The organism is Streptomyces sp. NPDC005648, from assembly GCF_040605395.1.
Taxonomy (GTDB): domain Bacteria; phylum Actinomycetota; class Actinomycetes; order Streptomycetales; family Streptomycetaceae; genus Streptomyces.
Genome location: NZ_JBEXCS010000109.1, coordinates 12,212 through 31,527, shown reverse-complemented (window position 1 = coordinate 31,527; position 19,316 = coordinate 12,212). Strand labels below are relative to the sequence as shown.

19 protein-coding genes and 1 pseudogene are annotated in these 19,316 nt (G+C 70.5%); 11 read left to right on the top strand and 9 right to left on the bottom strand.

Annotated features, from left to right (window positions below; genetic code table 11):
* The first annotated feature begins 181 nt into the window (after positions 1 to 181).
* A complete protein-coding gene (locus ABZT17_RS39120) occupies positions 182 to 1,159 on the top strand; it encodes a YafY family protein (protein ID WP_356356487.1) in 978 nt (325 codons plus the stop codon).
* Positions 1,160 to 1,298: 139 nt separating this feature from the next.
* Complete coding sequence (locus ABZT17_RS39115) at positions 1,299 to 1,688, top strand: hypothetical protein (protein ID WP_356356485.1); 390 nt, start codon at positions 1,299 to 1,301, stop codon at positions 1,686 to 1,688.
* An 81-nt stretch (positions 1,689 to 1,769) separates the two neighbouring features.
* On the opposite strand, the gene ABZT17_RS39110 is transcribed toward ABZT17_RS39115, so the two are convergent.
* Entirely contained in the window at positions 1,770 to 2,399 is a 630-nt protein-coding gene (locus ABZT17_RS39110) for a TetR family transcriptional regulator (RefSeq protein WP_356356483.1), read from the bottom strand.
* A gap of 144 nt (positions 2,400 to 2,543) precedes the next feature.
* Between ABZT17_RS39110 and ABZT17_RS39105 the strand changes: the two genes are divergently transcribed.
* From ABZT17_RS39105 to ABZT17_RS39095, 3 genes are all read left to right on the top strand, one after another.
* On the top strand, positions 2,544 to 2,699 hold the full coding sequence (locus tag ABZT17_RS39105) for a hypothetical protein (protein WP_356356481.1): 156 nt from the start codon (positions 2,544 to 2,546) through the stop codon (positions 2,697 to 2,699).
* Positions 2,700 to 2,742: 43 nt separating this feature from the next.
* Complete coding sequence (locus tag ABZT17_RS39100) at positions 2,743 to 3,024, top strand: DUF4190 domain-containing protein (RefSeq protein ID WP_356356479.1); 282 nt, start codon at positions 2,743 to 2,745, stop codon at positions 3,022 to 3,024.
* Between the two features lie 78 nt (positions 3,025 to 3,102).
* On the top strand, positions 3,103 to 4,272 hold the full coding sequence (locus tag ABZT17_RS39095; RefSeq protein ID WP_356356477.1) for a cysteine desulfurase family protein: 1,170 nt from the start codon (positions 3,103 to 3,105) through the stop codon (positions 4,270 to 4,272).
* Between the two features lie 114 nt (positions 4,273 to 4,386).
* On the opposite strand, the gene ABZT17_RS39090 is transcribed toward ABZT17_RS39095, so the two are convergent.
* Together ABZT17_RS39090 and ABZT17_RS39085 are read right to left on the bottom strand one after the other, a co-directional pair.
* Positions 4,387 to 5,907: a multicopper oxidase domain-containing protein gene (locus tag ABZT17_RS39090; RefSeq protein WP_356356489.1), complete on the bottom strand. Its 1,521-nt coding sequence runs from the start codon at positions 5,905 to 5,907 to the stop codon at positions 4,387 to 4,389.
* Positions 5,908 to 6,141: 234 nt separating this feature from the next.
* The gene (locus tag ABZT17_RS39085; protein WP_356356475.1) at positions 6,142 to 6,807 is read right to left on the bottom strand and encodes an N-acetylmuramoyl-L-alanine amidase; all 666 of its coding nucleotides are present in this window, start codon (positions 6,805 to 6,807) and stop codon (positions 6,142 to 6,144) included.
* 80 nt (positions 6,808 to 6,887) lie between these two features.
* Here ABZT17_RS39085 and mnmA point away from each other — a divergent pair, with 80 nt between their 5' ends.
* On the top strand, positions 6,888 to 8,024 hold the full coding sequence (gene mnmA, locus ABZT17_RS39080; protein ID WP_356356473.1) for a tRNA 2-thiouridine(34) synthase MnmA: 1,137 nt from the start codon (positions 6,888 to 6,890) through the stop codon (positions 8,022 to 8,024).
* A gap of 58 nt (positions 8,025 to 8,082) precedes the next feature.
* Here the strand turns inward: mnmA and ABZT17_RS39075 are convergent, their stop codons facing one another.
* From ABZT17_RS39075 to ABZT17_RS39055, 5 genes and pseudogenes are all read right to left on the bottom strand, one after another.
* The gene (locus ABZT17_RS39075) at positions 8,083 to 9,723 is read right to left on the bottom strand and encodes a glycosyltransferase family 39 protein (RefSeq protein ID WP_356356471.1); all 1,641 of its coding nucleotides are present in this window, start codon (positions 9,721 to 9,723) and stop codon (positions 8,083 to 8,085) included.
* Positions 9,724 to 9,734: 11 nt separating this feature from the next.
* Positions 9,735 to 10,724 (bottom strand): glycosyl hydrolase, encoded by a 990-nt coding sequence (locus ABZT17_RS39070; RefSeq protein WP_356356469.1) that lies wholly within the window; start codon positions 10,722 to 10,724, stop codon positions 9,735 to 9,737.
* Positions 10,721 to 12,382: a cellulose synthase catalytic subunit gene (locus ABZT17_RS39065; RefSeq protein WP_356356467.1), complete on the bottom strand. Its 1,662-nt coding sequence runs from the start codon at positions 12,380 to 12,382 to the stop codon at positions 10,721 to 10,723. The genes ABZT17_RS39070 and ABZT17_RS39065 overlap by 4 nt, the downstream gene beginning before the upstream one ends.
* A gap of 127 nt (positions 12,383 to 12,509) precedes the next feature.
* Positions 12,510 to 13,292 carry an alpha/beta hydrolase gene (locus tag ABZT17_RS39060; protein ID WP_356356465.1) on the bottom strand — a complete coding sequence of 261 codons (783 nt, stop codon included), beginning with the start codon at positions 13,290 to 13,292 and terminating at the stop codon, positions 12,510 to 12,512.
* A 232-nt stretch (positions 13,293 to 13,524) separates the two neighbouring features.
* Positions 13,525 to 13,725, bottom strand: a pseudogene (locus tag ABZT17_RS39055) (RNA-guided endonuclease TnpB family protein); the annotation flags it as partial.
* A gap of 205 nt (positions 13,726 to 13,930) precedes the next feature.
* Here ABZT17_RS39055 and ABZT17_RS39050 point away from each other — a divergent pair.
* Positions 13,931 to 14,218 carry a transposase gene (locus tag ABZT17_RS39050; RefSeq protein WP_356356463.1) on the top strand — a complete coding sequence of 96 codons (288 nt, stop codon included), beginning with the start codon at positions 13,931 to 13,933 and terminating at the stop codon, positions 14,216 to 14,218.
* Between the two features lie 117 nt (positions 14,219 to 14,335).
* Here ABZT17_RS39050 and ABZT17_RS39045 read toward each other — a convergent pair whose 3' ends face one another.
* Positions 14,336 to 14,647 (bottom strand): DUF427 domain-containing protein, encoded by a 312-nt coding sequence (locus ABZT17_RS39045; RefSeq protein ID WP_356356461.1) that lies wholly within the window; start codon positions 14,645 to 14,647, stop codon positions 14,336 to 14,338.
* Positions 14,648 to 14,697: 50 nt separating this feature from the next.
* On the opposite strand from ABZT17_RS39045, the gene ABZT17_RS39040 reads away from it, so the two are divergent.
* From ABZT17_RS39040 to ligA, 4 genes are read left to right on the top strand one after another with little or no spacing between them, the layout of a single operon-like run.
* The gene (locus ABZT17_RS39040; protein WP_356356459.1) at positions 14,698 to 15,237 is read left to right on the top strand and encodes a TIGR00730 family Rossman fold protein; all 540 of its coding nucleotides are present in this window, start codon (positions 14,698 to 14,700) and stop codon (positions 15,235 to 15,237) included.
* A 30-nt stretch (positions 15,238 to 15,267) separates the two neighbouring features.
* Complete coding sequence (locus ABZT17_RS39035; RefSeq protein WP_356356457.1) at positions 15,268 to 15,957, top strand: SDR family oxidoreductase; 690 nt, start codon at positions 15,268 to 15,270, stop codon at positions 15,955 to 15,957.
* Positions 15,958 to 15,983: 26 nt separating this feature from the next.
* The gene (locus ABZT17_RS39030; RefSeq protein WP_356356456.1) at positions 15,984 to 16,985 is read left to right on the top strand and encodes a methionine synthase; all 1,002 of its coding nucleotides are present in this window, start codon (positions 15,984 to 15,986) and stop codon (positions 16,983 to 16,985) included.
* Positions 16,986 to 17,000: 15 nt separating this feature from the next.
* Entirely contained in the window at positions 17,001 to 19,193 is a 2,193-nt protein-coding gene (ligA, locus tag ABZT17_RS39025) for an NAD-dependent DNA ligase LigA (RefSeq protein ID WP_356356454.1), read from the top strand.
* Positions 19,194 to 19,316 lie beyond the last annotated feature (123 nt).

Below are 19,316 nucleotides of genomic sequence, written 5' to 3'. Positions count from 1 at the left end.
GGTGAGTGGAGTACAGACGTGTCCTCTTCCTACCTGCCCCGCCCCGCCCCGCCCCGGCCGGGCCGGGGCGGGGCGGGGCGGGCGGCATGCGGCGGGCCGTGGCCGGCGCGAACTCGGGTCCGTCGAGCTGCTCGGGACGGCGTTCATTGCGGCGGGCTCACGGAGTGGGGATTCTGATGCCGTGAAGGCCGACCGTCTGCTGTCGATCCTGCTGCTCCTGCAGACCCGCGGGCGGATCCCCGCGCATGAACTCGCCGAGCGGCTCGAGGTGTCGGTGCGGACCATCTACCGGGACGTCGAGGCGCTGTCGGCCTCCGGCGTCCCCGTCTACGCCGAACGCGGGCGGCACGGGGGCATCGAACTGCTCGCCGGGTTCCGTACGGACGTGACCGGGCTGACCGCCGACGAGTCCCGCGCGCTGTTCATCCTGGCCGCCCGGGGCGCGCATGCCGCGCTGGGTCTGGACGCGGCCCTGGGCTCGGCCCTGCGCAAGGTGATGGCCGCGCTGCCGGCGCCGTACCGCCTCGCCGCCGAGGTGACCAGCCGGCGCATCCTCGTCGACGCCACCCGCTGGAAGGGCGGCCCGCGGAAGGCGGTGGACCTGGAGGTGCTGCAGGACGCCGTGTTCGCCGACCGCAGGCTCAGGCTGCGGTACCGGCACAGCGGGGAGCAGGAGCCGCGGACGTACACCGTGGACCCGTACGGGCTCGTCTCGAAGGCCGGCGTCTGGTACCTGGTCGCCGACCGGCGTGGGCGGCCGCGGCTGTTCCGGGCCGACCGGGTGCGGGCGGCCACGGTCCTGGAGGACGGGGTGCGGCGCCGCTCCGGGGTCGAACTCGCCTCTGTCTGGGAGGAGTTGCGTCGCCAGGTGGAGGAACGGCCCGGCGGGCTGGATGTGTCGGTGCGGGTCCGGCGCAGCCGCCTCGACCTGTTCCTGCGCCTGAACGCAGCCCATCTCGCCGAACTCCCCGACGCCGTGGGCGAGGACGAGTGGGTGGCCGCACGGCTGTCGTACACCGTCGTCCGGGAGGCCCGTCAACTCCTCCAGTTCGCCGACCATGTCGAGGTCCTCTCGCCGCCCGAGGTGCGCGCCGAACTGGCCGCCGCGGCCGCCTCTGTCACGGAGCTGTACCGGCGAGTGAGCGACGCGGAGATGTGAAGACGCAGGTCAGGGAGGTTTCTTGGGGTGTGCTTTACCTCAGTCACAGGCCGGGGACAGCGGGGGCTCAAGGAAGGCCCAAGCGCCGTTGATTGAGTTCCCGCCTCAAGAACTCTCATCCTCCCTGGAGTTGTCTCTCATGAAGCGTGTGCGTCTCGTCCCCGCCGTGGCCCTGCTGGCGCTCTCGCCTCTGGTCCTGGCGGCCTGCGGTTCCAGCGACTCCTCGTCCTCCTCCGGCAGCGGCAACTCCGGTCAGCGGCAGGCCTGTTCGCGGCCCACCGGCAAGGCCTCTCGCATGCCGAGCGGTGCCCCGTCGGGCGCGCCCACCCGCAAGGCGGGCACCAGGCCGACCGGCACTCCGTCAGGCATGCCCAGCGGCGCGCCCACCGGGGGCCCCGGTGGTGGGTGGGGCGGCGGTCGGCGTGGTCCGGGTGGTGGCGGGATGGGCGGCTGTGGCGGTCAGGGCGGCGCGGCCCCCAGCGGCGCGCCCAGCGGTGCCCCGAGCCAGGCGGCCACCAAGAAGAGCTGACCTCGCACGGCGTACGGCAGGGGCGGCACTCCCGGTGAACGGGGGCGCCGCCCCCCCCGTCGTGCCCGGACCCGGCCGGACTCAGCCCGTCGGCCAGTGGTGCCGTCCGATGCTGATGAGCCGCATCTGCCGGCTCGCCACCTGGGTGACGTGCTCCCGGTCCGCCGCCGTGCCCTCCAGAGCCTCCAGGAACAGGGAGGCGGTGATCAGCATCTGGTCGACATACAGATGGGCCAGCATCAGCAGGTCGTCCTCGCTCCAGCCCTCGGACTCGGGGTCCTTGGCGAGCTCGGTGCTCACCTCCTCGGCGAACCGGGCGAGTTGGTCCCGGATGGCCTCGCGCACCGGCTGGACCCCGCCGTGTCGCTCACGGGCGATGAAACGGACGTGTGCGGGGTACGCGTCGACATGACCGGCGATCAACTCGATAGCGCGCGTGATGCGTTCGGCGCTGCTGTCCGCCGTGGTGACCGTCGTGCGGATCATCGGATGCAGACTGCCCAGCGCCTCCTCGACCAGGGCCACGCCGAGATCCGCGGTGGAGCGGAAGTGCCGGTAGAAGGCGGTCGGAGCGACGCCGACGGCTCGGGTGACCTCGCGCAGGCCCAGGCTGCTCAGGCTCTGCTCCTCCAGCAGGCCGAGCGCCGCGTCCAGGAGTGCCTGCCGGGTCTTCTGCTTCTGGACCTGCCGGATGCCGAGGGTGTGACTCATGTCATCCAGTTAACAACTGTTCTCTGTATTTGGAAAGCCGAGAGCGCGCTAGACTCTGAAGTCAGTGAACAAGTGTAACTACAACTGTTCACCGAACCGTAACGAGAGGCGCCCCACGAGGTGCCTCGGAGGGGGATACATCCCATGCTGTTCCTCGTCGCCGCCCTTCTGCTCTTCGGCGCCGTGCTGGGCACCGTGGCCCACGCGCCGATCACCTTCACCCTGGTCGCGGCCGTCGTCATCGCCGCCTGGCTCGGCATCTTCGCGCTCCGCGAGCGGCACGGCCGCCGCACCCACTGATCCGCCGCCCCACCGTCCCTACGTCAGTCTGGAGCTGACCGTCATGCAACTCACCGCCCCCGCCGGCAATGCCACCACCGCTCCCACCCGGACCCGCCGTGACGCCGACGGCATGGCCGTCGCGTCCTTCATCCTGGGCCTCCTGGGCCTGCTGGTCCTGAACGTCTTCCTCGGCCCGATCGCCATCGCCCTCGCCGCCGTCTCCCTGTGGCGCGGCACCCGGCGCCGTGGCCGCGCGTTCCTGGGCCTGACCCTGGGCGTCGCCGACCTCGTGGTCCTGGCGGTCGTGATGCAGATGTCGAACACGGTTTCCTGGAGCCTGTGAGCCGCCCTCACGGGCGGCCGTGAACCCGGGCGACCTCACAGCGAGGCTCGCCGAGTCGGCCCGTAGAATCGTCGCACCATGGCATACCTCGACCACGCCGCGACCACCCCGATGCTTCCCGAGGCAGTCGAGGCGATGACGGCCCAGCTGAGCATCACGGGCAACGCCTCCTCCCTCCACGCATCCGGCCGCAAGGCCCGCCGTACGGTCGAGGAGTCCCGCGAGACCCTCGCGGAAGCCCTCGGCGCCCGCCCCAGCGAGGTCGTCCTCACCTCCGGCGGCACCGAGGCCGACAACCTCGCGGTGAAGGGCCTGTACTGGTCCCGCCGCGACGCCGACCCCCGCCGCACCCGTGTCCTCGCCAGCCCCGTCGAGCACCACGCCGTCCTCGACGCGGTGCACTGGCTCGGCGAACACGAGGGCGCGACCGTCGAGTACCTGCCGGTCGACCCCTACGGCCGCGTCCACCCGGACGCCCTGCGTGAAGCCCTCGCCCGCGACCCCGAGAACGTCGCCCTCGCCACCGTGATGTGGGCCAACAACGAGATCGGCACGATCATGCCGGTCCGTGAACTGGCCGACGTGGCGGCGGAGTTCGGCGTCCCGCTGCACGCCGACGCGGTCCAGGCCTTCGGCCAGGTCCCCCTCGACTTCGCCGCCTCGGGCCTCGCCGCGATGACCGTCTCCGGCCACAAGATCGGCGGCCCGTACGGCATCGGCGCCCTGCTCCTCGGCCGCGAGCACACCCCCGTACCGGTTCTGCACGGCGGTGGCCAGGAGCGCCATGTCCGCTCCGGCACCCTCGACGTCCCCGCGGTCGCCTCCTTCGCGGTCGCCGGCCGGCTCGCCGCCGAACAGCGCGCGTGGTTCGCCGACGAGATCGGCGCCCTGCGCGACGCCCTGGTCGAATCCGTCCGTACGGCCGTCCCGGACGCGATCCTCGGCGGTGACCCGGCACCGGGCGGCCGGCTGCCGGCCAACGCCCACTTCACCTTCCCGGGCTGCGAGGGCGACTCCCTGCTGCTGCTTCTGGACGCCCAGGGCATCGAGTGCTCGACGGGCTCCGCCTGCACCGCGGGCGTGGCCCAGCCCAGCCATGTCCTGCTGGCCACCGGTACCGACCCGGACCTGGCCCGCGGCACCCTGCGCTTCTCCCTCGGCCACACCTCCACCGAGAGCGACGTGGAGGCGGTCGCCAAGGCGATCGGCCCGGCGGTCGAGCGTGCTCGAGCCGCCGGGCTGACCTGAGCCACGTCTCCGCGGCGGGCGCCTAGTGCCGCGGCAGGCAACGTTTGCACCTCAAGGAGCGGCGTCCGGTGCGTGCCGGGCGTCGCGACGGGGCGAACGTTGCCTGTTGCGGCACTAGCTCTCCGTCACCATCAGGGACGCCATCATGCCCTCGTCCTCGTGCTGCAGCAGATGGCAGTGGAGCATGTACATATAGGTGTCGTCGGAGAAGTCGGTGAACTCCATGGCGATCTCGATAGAGCCGCCGCCGACCACTTCGTAGGTGTCGTACCAGCCCAGTTCGACGCCGGTGGGATCCGATCCGTTGATGGAGATCAACTGGTAGGGCACGTCGTGCAGATGGAACGAGTGCTCCAGCTGGGTGCCGTTCTTGATCGTCCAGATCTCCTTGGACCCCAGCGTGGTGCTGATCATCGCCATGGAGGACATGCTGGTGCCCGCCGAGCCGTTGATCGTCATCGTCGTGCCGCTCTGCCCGAGGGTGATGGTGCGGGCGGTGAAGCCGCTGGTGTCGTACCGGTCGATGGTGTTGAGCGAACTCGGCAGGTCGTCCGGGGTGTCGGTGCCGGACGCCGTGATCGCGAGCACGTCGTAGGTGCCGCTGCCGCCCCGCACCCAGCCGGTGGTGACCACGGCCTGCAGGGTCACCGCGTCCGACAGGTCGAGGACGAACTCGGCACGCGCCCCGGCCACCAGCCGGATCGAGTCCACCTCGGTGGCCGCGGTCAGATAACCCTGGTCGGTGGCGATCTGGTTCAGCGTGCCGCCGTCGCTGCGCTGGATGGTGATGATGTCGGACGGCGAGGCGTTCAGACAGCGGAACCGGGTGCGGGTCTTCGTCGCCGTGAAGGTGAGGGTGGTGTCGTCGACGTTGGTGCCGTTCAGCAGGAGCGGGTAGCTCAGTCCGCTGCTCAGATAGCCCGTGAGGTTGTACTTGATGTCACCGCTGCTGTCGGTCGCCAGGCTCTGGAAGATGAGCGGGATGTCGTCCGTGCCGTAGGTGCTGGGCAGGTCGGAGGAGGCCGTGGAGTCGTCCTCCACGATGATCATCCCGGCCAGTCCGTGCACGGCCTGCTTGGCCGTGGTGCCCAGCGCGTGCGGGTGGTACCAGAGCGTCTTCGCGTCGTCCTTGACCGTGAACGTCGGGGACCAGGTCTTCCCGTCGGCGAAGGCGACCTGGGGGCCGCCGTCCATCTTGGCCGGGACATGGGCGCCGTGGAAGTGGACGGTGGTGTCCTCGCCCAGGCTGTTGGTGATGTTGAGCAGGACCGTGTCGCCGTTGGTCCACTTCATGGTGGGGCCGAGGAAGGACTGGTTGTAGCCCATCGTGTTGCTGGTGACCCCGGAGAGCACTTCGGCGGTGCCCGTCTTCGCCTCCAGCGTGAAGGTGGTGGTGCTGCCGGACGTGGTGCCCTCCAGCAGGTCGGGGACGGTCAGCGTCGCGGTACTGGTCGCGGCGCTCGCCCTGTCACCCGCCCCGGACAGGAACGCGAAGGTGCCACCGGCCCCCGCGACGGCGCCGAGACCGACCCCGGCCATCCCCCCGAGGAACTTGCGCCGGTGCACACCCTTGCCGCCGGCGGTGCCGCTGGTCCTGGTGCGCTTGCTCTTGCCACGTGCACCCGTGTTGCCCATGTCGCTCGTGTTGCCCGTGTGGTCATCGGGCTTGGTGATGTCAGCCATGGGTCGGGATGTTTGACCTGAGGTCTGTGTGAGGACTGGGCTGAAAATAGGAGCGAGCCGCGAGCGCTGTGAGGGTGCCGTGAGCCCCGAGGGCTGTTAACTCCCATGCGAGAACGCGAAGTTGAGGAATGCCTGATCGCGCGGGGCGGCCGGGACGCAACGGACACGTCGTCCCGCAGGAAGCCGTTACGCGTTCGTTGCCCTCGCCGAGCGCACGAGCCCCATGTACCGGTCCCAGTCCCAGTACCGCCCCGGATCGGTGTGGTCCGTCCCCGGCACCTCCACATGCCCGATGATGTGCTCCCGGTCGACGGGTATGCCGTACCGCCCGCAGATCGCGGCCGTCAGCCGCGCCGAGGAGGCGTACATCGGGTCCGTGAACGAGGACCGGCGCTCGACGAACCCCTCGTGCTCTATGCCGACACTGCGTTCGTTGTACTCCCGGTTGCCCGCGTGGAAGGCCACGTCCAGCTCCCGGATCATCTGGGTGATCCGCCCGTCCTCGCGGACGATGTAGTGGGCCGCGGCCCGGTGGCCGGGGTCCTCGAAGGCCTTCACCGCGCTCGCGTAGCCGCCCTGGGTGACATGGACCACCACCCGGTCGATCGGGTAGTCGTCCGGCCGGTCCGCCCGCCGGTAGTTCGCCGAGGAGGCCGCGATCCACCGGGCGCCCCGGAAGTCCACCGCGCCCGCCACCCGCGGCTTCTCCACCCCCGGCAGCCGCCACCACAGATGGGCCAGCTCCTCGCGGGCCAGCGCGGCCGTACCGACCGCGGCCGCCGCGCCGCCGACGAACAGCGCACGCCGGCCCAGGCGCCGGTCGGCGTCCGCGGCACTCTTCCCGTCCCCCATGCGATCCTTCCTCGTCCCCTGTGATCGTCAACGGATATGCGTGGGCTCCGGTTCCCGGGGGCCCGTACTCTTGAGGGGCTATGACTGACACCCCGCAGCGCCCCCGCCCCCTTCGCGTACTCGCCGCCATGTCCGGCGGGGTCGACTCCGCCGTCGCCGCCGCCCGCGCCGCGGAAGCCGGTCACGACGTGACCGGCGTCCACCTCGCGCTCTCCGCGAACCCGCAGTCGTTCCGCACGGGCGCGCGTGGCTGTTGCACCATCGAGGACTCGCGCGACGCCCGTCGCGCCGCCGACGTCATCGGCATCCCGTTCTACGTCTGGGACCTCGCCGACCGCTTCCGCGAGGACGTCGTCGAGGACTTCGTCGCCGAGTACGAGGCCGGCCGCACCCCGAACCCGTGTCTGCGCTGCAACGAGAAGATCAAGTTCGCCGCCCTGCTCGACAAGGCGCTCGCGCTCGGCTTCGACGCGGTCTGCACCGGCCACTACGCCCAGGTGATCGTGAACGAGGACGGCACCCGAGAGCTCCACCGCGCCTCCGACATGGCCAAGGACCAGTCGTACGTCCTCGGCGTCCTGGACGAGAAGCAGCTCGCGCACGCACTCTTCCCGCTCGGCGACACGGTCACCACCAAGGACGAGATCCGCGCCGAGGCCGAGCGCCGGGGGCTCGCGGTCGCCAAGAAGCCCGACTCGCACGACATCTGCTTCATCGCCGACGGCGACACCCAGGGCTTTCTCGCGAACCGCCTCGGCAGGGCCGAGGGCGACATCGTCGACGAGTCCGGCACCAAGGTCGGCACCCACGAGGGCGCGTACGGCTTCACCATCGGCCAGCGCAAGGGCCTGCGCATCGGCACCCCCGCGCCCGACGGCAAGCCGCGCTACGTCCTGGACATCTCCCCGGTGGACAACACCGTGACGGTCGGCCCCGCCGCCGCCCTCGACGTCACCGCGCTCACCGCCATCAAGCCCCGCTGGTGCGGCACGGCCCCCTCCGGCCCCGGCACCTACACCGCCCAGCTGCGCGCCCACGGCGGCGAGACCGAGGTCAGCGCCGAACTCGTCGACGGCGTCCTGGAGGTCTCGTTCACCGAGCCGGTCCGCGGCGTCGCCCCCGGCCAGGCGATCGTCCTCTACGACGACACCCGCGTGGTGGGCTCGGCGACGATCGCGACGACCACGCGCGCGAAGACGGCGGCTCCGGTCGCGTAAGCCGACGGGACGGGCCGCCACATGAGGCCGTGGGCCCCGGGGCGGCCCCGGGACGGTCCTAGGAGGGCGCCCACAGCTCGAACCGGCTCGTGCCCCACCCGGTGGCGTAGGGCACCGTCCCGATGAGGCGGTAGCCGGTCGAATGCATGAGCGTGTCACGGATCGTGGTGCTCTCGCCCGTCGGGTTGCCCCGGTCGAGCACGACGAGGGTGAAGTGCCGGTCGGCGACGGCCGCCCTGAAGCCGGCCGCCCCCGTCAGGTGCCGCCCGGAGCGGCTCGTGTAGTCGATCGTGTACGTCGAGTTCCACTGGCGGTACGAGGTGTCCTTGCCCAGCGCGTAGACGGGCACCTCGTAGGTGTCGGCCAGGTAGCGGCCGTGCGGGCTCATGTAGGGCCGCAGCGTCGCCACCAGGCTCCTGGAGTCGGGCCAGGAGTGGAAGTTGTCGTAGGCCTGCGACATCCCGCTGGAGAGCAGCACCACACCCAGGAAGATCGCCCACTGCGGGTACTTGAAGTGCGCGCCCATGAGCCGGGTGACGCCGACGCCGGCGAGGGGCGCGGCGAAGAAGAGGCCGTAGCCGACATGCTTGTGCAGCGAGACCTCGGTGTGCAGATGCAGCTGGTAGGCGGGCGCGAGCAGGGCCGTGCCGACCAGGAGCAGCCCGAGCGCAGCCCGCCAGCGGGCACCCGGCAGCGCACCGCGCCAGCCGGGCATCTCGCTCATACGGCCGGTGCGGACGTAACTGAAGGCCCCCACGAGGGCCACGGCGACCGCCAGGCCGCCCCAGCGGGCCGAGTCCCGCACGATGGTCCAGGAAGGCGTCGTACCGGCCGCGCGGGCCGTCGTGGTCGACTGGATCGCCGCCAGGTACCCGGAGGCGTACAGCCCGGCGCCCAGCAGCGCCACGGTGGCCGCCGTGAGCAGCACCCCGCGCCCCAGCGCCCGCGGCAGACCGCGCCGTTGGTAGACGGTCAGCACCCCGAGCAGCACCACCGTCGGCAGATACAGGGCCGAGGCGTACTTGACGGCCACGGCGAGCGCGGCGACCGGCGCGGCGAGCAGGGTGAGCAGCGGGTGCGAGTCCGCGGTGCGTACGACGATCCAGGCGGCCAGCGCCAGCAGGAACAGGGCGAGGGCGTCGTAGGTCGCGAAGTTGCCCATGAAGGCGGTGGACTGGGCGACGGCGAAGACACCGGCCGCGCACAGTCCCGCCCGCTCGTTGAAGAGGCGGCGGGTCATCGCGTACAGCAGCGAGGTGCAGCCCAGCATGCAGGCCAGGCTCAGGGCGCGGGCGCCGGCCAGCCCGAACACCGAGTCGGCGGCGGCGGCGAGGACCGGGTAGAGGACGGGTGCGCCGGAGAAGTAGCTGTCGAAGGCGCCGTAGAGCGGGGTGCCGTGCAGCAGATGGGAGATCTCCGCGTGGCCGGCGAAGAGGTAGAGGGCCTCGTCCTCGAAGGCGGTGTTCTGCAGCCGCAGCGACAGACCGGCCTGCATCACCAGCAGGGCGAGCAGGACGAGCCGGCTGACCCAGATCCGGCGCGAACTCGGGGCGGCCGACCAGCCGGAGTCCGGGACGGGGCTGAGGGTGTAGCCGGACGGGCGCGGCTTGAGCACCCTCAGCTGCATCGTTTCCGCGACCCGGGACCGCATCTTCGGGCGGGCCACCGGAATCTGCATGGTGGAGTCGTTGTGCTCCATCTACGGGCCCCCTACGGTTTCCGGACGTCGAAGCCGAAGGAGTCGTCCGCGGCCGCCTTCTTGAACGCGGCGAGCGACAACGGGCCGCTGTCGATGCGCCAGTCGGCCTCCTTCTTGAGGTTGAACCAGACCAGGCCCAGCATGTCGGCACGCGCGCGTACGCCCGCGAACAGGTCGGCGATCTGGGCCGGTTTGCGCTCCCCGGCCTGCACCCCGGTCTCCGCGATCAGGAACGGCTTGCGGCTGAAGCGGCGGATCTCCTTCAGCGTCGGCCCGAAGAGCGTCTCGAAGGTCGTCGGCCCGCTGAGCGCGTAGTAGCCGACGACACCGATCCAGTCGACGTAGGCGTCACCCGGGTAGTAGGGCTTGAGGCGCACGTCCGGGACCGGGTTGATCACGTTCGGGCTCCACACCCAGATGACGTCCGCCGCGCCCTCGTCGGTGAACAGGTCGTGGATGTGCCGCCACGCGCGCGCGAAGTCGGCGGCGCCGGTCTTCTCGCTGCCCCAGGGGTACCAGCCGCCGTTCATCTCGTGCCCGAAGCTCAGCGCGAGCGGCCGGTTGTAGTCGCGCACGGCGTCCGCGAACTCCCGGATGTAGGCGTCCTGCTCGCCGTCGGCGATCTGCGCGGCCGTGTGGGAGAAGGGTTCCCAGACCAGGAAGGGCAGTTGGCCGTCGTCCCAGACGGCACGGTTGACGTCCGCCTGGAACGGGTCGCCCCACTTGGCGTAGTACTCGCGCAGATTGGGCCGCTTGCCCGCCTTCTCGGTGAAGGCCGTGACGGGGGAGGTGGCGCGGGGCGATCCGTTGAAGGCGACCCCGAAGTACTTGTGGCCGGGCTTGAGCAACGGACGTATGTCGTACGGCGCCTCGGCGCTCGGCGAGGCCACCTGGGCCTTCGCGGCCGCCGAGGAGACCTGGGGCGCGGGCGGCGCGCAGGCGCCGAGCGTCACGAGCAGACAGCCGGCGAGCGCGAGCAGCAGGAGGCGGGGCCCGGTCATACGGCGACCTCCTCGACGAGCGGCGGCTGCGCGGGGGCGGCCTCCTCGGCGTGCGGCTGGATGAGGGCACGGGCGACCGCGACGCCGTAGAAGAGGCCCGAGGCGAGCATCAGGGCGTAGTCGGACGGGTTGAGGGAGGTGCTCATCCGCCAGACCGCGACGGCGATCCAGGCGACCGCCGTCGTTCCGCTCCAGGCCCCCATGCCGATCCACAGGCGGCGTGTCTTGCTGCCCTTGGCGCCGCCCGCGCCGGTCGGTGTCCAGCCCATCGGGCGGCGGCGGACGGTGTCCCAGATGGCGAAGGCGTGCGCCCAGCCGTACAGGACACGGGTGGCCCAGGCCTCCAGGCGGTACGGGTTGCGGTGCCAGATGGGGTAGATCACGGTCAGGTAGAGCACGCTGGGCAGCACCAGACCGATGTTGGCGAGCTTCAGCTGCTCGGGGGCGGCCAGCATGATCGTGAGCGCGATGAGCGGGCCGCTGAAGGTCAGCAGGCCGGTCTCGATGTAGTAGATGAAACCGGACAAATAGCACAGTCGGCTGGCGAAGCGCATTCTGGTCCGCCAGAAGTCCCTGCTGCCCAGCATCGCCAGCGAGGCCATGCACCAGCGGTACTGCTGGCTGTAGAAGGCGCCCACGGTGTCCGGGCACACGCCGGTGGACAGCGCGACCGGCACGTACGTCAGGTCCCAGCCCAGGGCCCGCAGCTCGAACCCGGTGTACATGTCCTCGGAGTGCTCCACCAGGCTGGTGCCGCCGATCTCCGCGAGCGCGCTGCGCCGGTACACCGCGCAACTGCCCACGCAGATCGAGCCGTCGCTCTGCTGCCGGGAGACCTGGACGCTGCGGTAGAACAGCTCCTGCACGGCCGCCGCCCCGCGCTCGATCCAGTTCTGCTGGTCCAGGACGCGGAAGAACTGGGGTGACTGGACGATTCCGGTACGTGGATCGCGGTCCATGTACGGCAGCAGCTCGTGCAGCAGATCCGCGCGCGGGGCGAAGTCGGCGTCCAGGATGAGGATGAAGTCGCCCGAGGACCGCTCGAAGCCGTGGCGCAGGTTGCCGGCCTTCTTCATCCAGCCGCGGTTGGGCCGCACCAGGTACCGGAAGCCGAAGTCGGCGGCCATCGCGCCGATCTCCGGGTCGTCGGAGTCGTCCAGCACGATCGGTGTGACCCGCCCGGGGTAGTGCTCGCCCAGGGTGCGCACATGCAGCCAGGTGTTGTGCAGCACCTCGATGGGCTCGCCGCACACCGGAAGGAAGACGTCCACGTCCGGGTAGCGCTCCGGCTGCCACGCCTTGACCAGCCGGCGGTGCCCGCGCAGGTCGAAGCTCGGGGTGAACGCGTCCAGCCGGAACGAGATCAGATAGCTGACCAGGGACAGCACCAGAAGCGGGACGTACGCCCAGATCCAGACGCTTGTCGCCGCCGCCCGCACCTGGCTGATCACCAGGCAGACGAACCCGACGAGCGACGAGTAGGTCAGCACCCAGGTGTGCCGCCGGACGTAGGAGACCTTCTCCCGGTCGTCGGGGGGCGAGGGCAGCAGTCCGGGGTGGGTGCGGCCGGCAACGGCCTTGCGGGGCTCGGCCCGGCGGCGGCGCTGCGGTGGCACCGTGGCCGGGCCGCCGTCGGGCAGGGCGTGCGGGGTGTTCATGGGTCGTGCTCCACAAGCGAGCCGGAATGCCGGGGGACAAGGAGGCTCGCCGCGAAAGCGCGAGTTGATGGTGAATCTTATGTGACCAGTGGGCGTGGGTCGGTCTCGGGTTGCCCAAGGTTTGATGTCAGACCGCTGTGAAGAACTCCGTCAGAGCCCGCGCGAGCACCTGCGGATCGACCATGTGCGTCTGCCCCTCCAGGACGCGATACGTCCCCCGAGGTGCCGCTTCGGCCACCGCCTGGGCGGCCTCCCGCATCCAGGCGGGGCTCGCGCCGCCCGCGAGGGACAGCACGGGCACGCCGATGGCGGCCAGCCTGGCCCGCGGCACCAGTCCGTCGCCCATCACGGCGTTGTCATGGGCGAGACTCGGCGCGATGGACTCCATGCCGGGCCACATGGGGGAGTTGCGGGCGCCCTGGATCATCTCCTCGGCCAGCCCCGTCAGCCGCAGGAAGAGCTCCACGGCGTCCCCGCGGCGGCCTTCGCCGAGCGCCGCGGTGAGGCTCTCGGTGTACCGGGCGCGCTCCTCGGCGCCGCCCTCGTAGACGGCGTACGGCACCTCGTACACGGCGACGCCGCGCAGCGGCAGCCCGCTCGCCGCCGCCTCCAGGACCAGGGCGCCGCCCGAGGAGTGGCCGTAGAGCCATGCCTCGCCGCCCAGCGCGTCGATCAGGGCGGCGAGGTCCTCGACTTCGCGGGCGACGTCGTAGGGCTCCGTGTCGCCGCTCTGCCCCCGCCCCCGGCGGTCGTAGGAGACGACGGTGAAGCCGTCCGACAGCGGCACGCCGAGGGGCGCCACGGTGGCGCCCGTCGACATGGCACCGCTCACCAGGACGACCGCGGGGCCCTCACCGGTGCGCTGGTACGCGAGGGAAGTGCCGTCGCGCGAAATGGTGGTGTTGTCCATGCCTGTGGAGACTGCCCCAAGGCGGCGAATTAATCGCCCTTACGCGCTCAAGAGCTCGTTCGTTTCGTTCACTCACGACACCTCGACTTCTTGAAGTGCTCTCCTCCCTTCGCAAACTCAGGAAGGAGATTCCCGTCTACCTTGCGGTGACAGGCTTGACGCCACGGGTGCGCCTGACGACTGCCCTCCCGGCAGCCGGGATGACCGCGGTGTGGCCGATCCGGTAGAGATGCACCGCCTGGGCGGCCTGCGCGGGCAGCACGCCGAGCCAGTCGATCTCCTTGCGGGCCTGCCGGATCGCCTCGTCAGCGGCCTTGAGGGAGCGGCGGCACTTCGGCGTCATCGTCCAGAAGCCGTGCAGAAGATTCCACGTCGCCCGTGCGGCGTGGGCCTGGGCGTCGACGAACCGGACCTGCGAAGGGGACAGCGCCAGCCGGGCACGATGCCCGAACTGCCGCTTCTCCGGTGCCCGCTCCGTTGCCACGCGAGCCACCCCCTCTACCTCTCTCCTTGGGCACTACGAACTCAGCTGCCATCACCGATCATGCGTTCCCCGCGCCTACTCGATCACAGGAAACAATCTCCTTCACCCGTAAGAGGGATAGGGCGGCCAGCTGCTCAAGGGAACCGGAATCCGGTTGAAGCACGGGAGTCGAGGACTTCGAAGCCGAGCTGGGGCAGTTCAACAGAGAAGAGGACCACGTCCGCCTTCTCGTGCACCACCACGCGAAGTCCAGCTCCCCAAGCTCATCAGCTCCCTCAAGAGCGCCTCCTCCCGGCTCCTGCGCAAGGAGTACGACACCCACATCCGTCGGCACTTGCAGGGCGGGCATATCTGGTCCGGCTCCTACTCCGCCGCCAGCTGCGGCGGCCCACCCCTGACCGTCGTCAAGCAGTACACCGAGAACCAGAAACACACCACGTGACGGCCTGAGGCGAACACCGCGGACCCGTGCCCACGGCGCAGGTCACAGCAGTTCTGAGATGGCCTTCACCCTCGGCGTAAATGACTCGGCTGAGGAATGCCGGAGCACTGGCCAAGATCATAGGTAGAAGCAGAGATGATCCTTGATCTCCGCGACCTCGGGCTTGGGCTCGGGGTAGGACCACACCACGTCGGGTGCGCCGGGCAGCGACCAGTAGGAGGCCGTGCCCTTGAAGGGGCAGTAGGTGTGGGTGTCGGACGGGGTCAGCAGGTCGAGCCGTACGTCGTCGGCGGGGAGGTAGTACCGCGGGGGACAGCCCGTCTCCCTGAGCACCAGGGGGCGTTCGCTCTCCGCCAGGATCTGGTCGCCGTGCACCACGCGCACGTGCCTGTCGCCTTGCTCGATGGTGATCTCGTGTCCTTCGGCCATACCGGAAAAGCACTCGCGGCCGCCCGGTTCTTCCCGCGTACGGTGACCTCATGCGAATCTGCGTGTTCCTCTCCGCCGCCGACCTGGACGAGTGCTACACCCGCCCGGCGCGCGAGTTCGCGGAACTGCTCGGCAAGGGCGGCCACACTCTGGTGTGGGGCGGCTCGGACGTCGGGCTGATGAAGGTGGTCGCCGACGGTGTGCAGGAGGCGGGCGGCCGGCTGTGCGGGGTCTCGGTGGACTTCCTGGCGGCGAAGGCTCGCGCCGGTGCCGACGAGATGGTGATCGCCCGCGACCTCGCCGAGCGAAAGAAGCTGCTCCTGGAGAAGGCCGACGCCGTGGTGATCATGGTGGGCGGCACGGGCACCCTCGACGAGGCGACCGAGATCCTGGAGCTGAAGAAGCACGGCCACACCGAGAAGCCGGTGGTCCTGCTGAACACGGCGGGCTTCTACGACGGCCTCAAGCAGCAGTTCCTGCGCATGGAGGAGGAGGGGTTCCTGCCGCGCCCTCTGACCGACCTGGTGTTCTTCGCGGAGGAGCCGGTGGGGGCGCTCGCCCACCTGGAGGAGAGCCAGGGCGTCGAGTAGCCGCTCGCCCGCGGGTGCGAGCATGGCGGCATGGCTACACATGTGATCACCGGAGCGGGCTCCGGCATCGGCGCGGCCGTCGCCCGTCGCCTGCACGCGCGCGGGGACGAACTCGTGCTGCACGCGCGTGACGCGGGGCGCGCGAAGGAGCTGGCGGCCGAGTTCCCGGGTGCGCGGACGCTGGTCGGCGACCTCGCCGACCCCGACAAGCTGTCCTGGGCGTTCTCGCACCAGTCGCTCCCCGACCGTGTGGACGGTCTGCTGCACATCGCGGGCGTGGTCGACCTGGGCCCGGTGGGGGAGCTGACCCCCAAGGCCTGGCGCCACCAGCTCAACGTCAACCTGATCTCGCCGGCGGAACTGACCCGGCACTTCCTGCCCCAGCTCCGCGCCACGCGCGGGCATGTGGTCTTCGTCAACTCCGGGGCGGGGCTGAACGCCCACGCGGACTGGTCCGCCTACGCGGCCTCCAAGCACGGCCTCAAGGCACTCGCCGACTCCCTGCGCCACGAGGAGCACGGCAACGGCGTCCGGGTCACGTCCGTCTACCCCGGTCGTACCGCCAGTCCCATGCAAGCCAAGGTGCATCAGCAGGAGGGCAAGGAGTACGACGCGGCACGGTGGATCGACGCGGAGTCGGTGGCGACGACGATCGTCATGGCCATCGACCTGCCGAGGGACGCCGAGGTGAACGACCTGACGGTGCGGCCGGGACGCTGACCCACGGGGAAACATAGGCTGCGCGTGTGAACGCAGATCTTCCCTTCGGCCCCGCCACCGGCATCGGCTCCATGCCGGGCGGCGACGCCCGCGAGACCGCCAAGACGGTCACCGGCACCTTCGAGGACTTCCCCTTCCTCCCCGAGCTCCCCGCCCGCGGCCCCGGCGCGGACATGATCGGACGGACCGCCGGAATGCTCGTCGAGCTGTACGCGCGCGTGGAGCCCAGCGGCTGGCGGATCGGGGACCGGCCGGGGCGGGACACCAAGCGGGCGCGGTCGTGGCTCGGTGAGGACCTCGACGCGCTGGAGGAGTTCACCCAGGGGTACGAGGGCCCGCTGAAGGTGCAGGCCGTCGGGCCCTGGACGCTCGCCGCGGGCCTCGAACTGAGGAACGGTGAATCCTCGCTCTCCGACGCCGGCGCCTGTCGTGACCTCGCCGCCTCGCTCGCCGAGGGGCTGCGCCTGCACCTCGCCGAACTCGCCCGCCGTGTGCCCGGCGCCCGTCTCGTCCTGCAGCTAGACGAACCCTCCCTCACCGCCGTACTGCGCGGCCAGGTCAGGACGGCCAGCGGTTACCGCACCCACCGCGCCGTGGACCGGCAGATCGTCGAGGCCACGCTCCGCGACGTCATGGGGGTTCACGCCGAGGGCCCCGTCGTGGTCCACTCCTGCGCACCGGACGTCCCCTTCGCCCTTCTGCGCCGGGCCGGTGCCGCAGCGGTCTCCTTCGACCTCTCGCTCCTCACCGAACGTGACGACGACACGATCGGCGAGGCGGTGGAAGCGGGTACCCGGCTCTTCGCGGGTGTCGTGCCGGGCACGGACGGCCCATTGTCAGACCCTGCCGGTAGCGTCATGGGTGTCAGGACGCTGTGGCGCAGGCTGGGGCTGCAACCGGGGCTTCTCGCCCGGGCGGTCACGATCACGCCGTCGTGCGGACTTGCGGGGGCCTCCCCGGAGTACGCGCGGCGGGCGCTCGCCCACTGCGTCCGGGCGGCGAGATCCCTCGCGGACAACCCAGAGTAACGGGAGGACAACACGGTGGCCGGCGACAAGCAAGCGGAGACGACGGTGCCCGCCGAGGCACGGGAGCAGCACGCGAAGCTCGCTGAGCAGATCGAGGAGCACCGCTTCCGGTACTACGTGAACGACGCCCCGGTGGTCAGCGACGCGGAGTTCGACAGGCTCCTGCGGACCTTGGAGGGGCTGGAGGAGTCGTACCCCGAGCTGCGGACCCCCGACTCGCCGACCCAGAAGGTCGCCGGGGCGTACGAGACCGAGTTCACCGCGGTCCAGCACCGCTCGCGCATGCTCTCCCTCGACAACGCCTTCAGCGACGAGGAGCTGGCCGCCTGGGCCGAGCGGGTCGCCAAGGACGTCGGCGGACCCGGCTACCACCTGTTGTGCGAGCTCAAGGTCGACGGTCTCGCCGTCAACCTCACCTACGAGCACGGCCGTCTCACGCGGGCGGCGACCCGCGGCGACGGACGGACAGGGGAGGACATCACCCCCAATGTCCGTACGATCGCGGAGATTCCGGACCGGCTGAAGGGCGACAAGGTCCCCGACCTCGTGGAGATCCGCGGCGAGGTCTACTTCCCGATGGACAAGTTCGAGGAGCTCAACGCCCGTCTGGTCGAGGCCGGCGACAAGCCCTTCGCCAACCCGCGCAACGCGGCGGCCGGTTCGCTCCGCCAGAAGGACCCGCGCGTCACCGCCACCCGCCCCCTCCACATGGTCGTCCACGGCATCGGCGCCCTGGAGGGCTTCGAGGGCCTCACCCGCCTCTCCCAGGCCTACGACCTGCTGAAGAGCTGGGGCCTGCCGACCGCCAAGCACAACAGGGTGGTCGACGACCTCGACGGCGTCCGCGAGTTCATCGCCCACTTCGGTGAGAACCGCCACTCCGTGGAGCACGAGATCGACGGCGCGGTCGTCAAGCTCGACGAGATCCCGCTCCAGGGCCGGCTCGGCTCCACCTCCCGCGCCCCGCGCTGGGCGATCGCGTACAAGTACGCGCCCGAGGAGGTCAACACCAAGCTCATCAACATCCGGGTCGGCGTGGGCCGTACGGGCCGCGTCACCCCGTACGCGCAGGTCGAGCCCGTGACGGTGGCCGGCTCCGAGGTCGAGTTCGCCACCCTTCACAACCAGGACGTGGTCAAGGCGAAGGGCGTCCTGATCGGCGACACCGTGGTGCTGCGCAAGGCCGGTGACGTCATCCCGGAGATCCTCGGCCCGGTGGTCGATCTGCGGGACGGCAGCGAGCGCGAGTTCGTGATGCCGGCCGAGTGCCCCGAGTGCGGTACGGCGCTGCGGCCCATGAAGGAGGCCGACGTCGATCTGCGCTGCCCCAACGCCCGCTCCTGCCCGGCCCAGTTGCGCGAGCGCCTCTTCTACCTCGCGGGCCGCAAGTCGCTGGACATCGAGCACTTCGGTTATGTGGCCGCCGCGGCCCTCACCAAGCCGCTGGAGCCGGCCGACCCGCCGCTGGTCGACGAGGGCGACCTGTTCGACCTCACCATCGAGCAGCTGCTGCCCATCAAGGCGTACGTCCTCGACCAGGACAGCGGCCTGCCCAAGCGGGACCCGAAGACCGGCGAGGAGAAGATCGCCACCGTCTTCGCCAACCAGCAGGGCGAGCCGAAGAAGAACGCGGTCGCGATGCTGGAGAACATCGCCGCGGCCAAGGAGCGCCCGCTCGCCCGGGTCCTGACCGGTCTGTCGATCCGTCATGTCGGTCCGGTCGCCGCCGAGGCGCTGGCCCGTGAGTTCCGCTCGATCGAGCGGATCGAGCAGGCCACCGAGGAGGAGCTGGCGAACACCGACGGGGTCGGCGGGATCATCGCCGCCTCCCTCAAGGAGTGGTTCGCCGAGGAGTGGCACCAGGAGATCCTGCGCAAGTGGCGGGCCGCCGGGGTCCGTATGGAGGAGGAGAGCACCGGCGAGGACGAGGGCCCCCGCCCGCTGGAGGGGATGACCGTCGTGGTCACCGGCACGCTGGAGCACTTCACCCGCGACGGGGCCAAGGAGGCGCTGCAGAGCCGGGGAGCGAAAGTGACCGGTTCTGTTTCGAAGAAGACCTCCTTCGTTGTCGTAGGTGACAATCCTGGTTCGAAGTACGACAAGGCGATGCAGCTCAAGGTGCCTGTTCTGAACGAGGACGGCTTCGGCGTCCTGCTGGAACAGGGGCCGGAAGCGGCGGCCGAAGTTGCGCTTCCCACAGAGGAGTAGCGGTTGAAGGCCACCCGTTCGGCGCATACCAGATGCATACGGGTGGCCGGGGCCATTCGGGCAACCGTCTACGACCGCTGCCCGTGGAAGCCTTCTGCGGCCTACTGTTGAGACGTGCGCCTG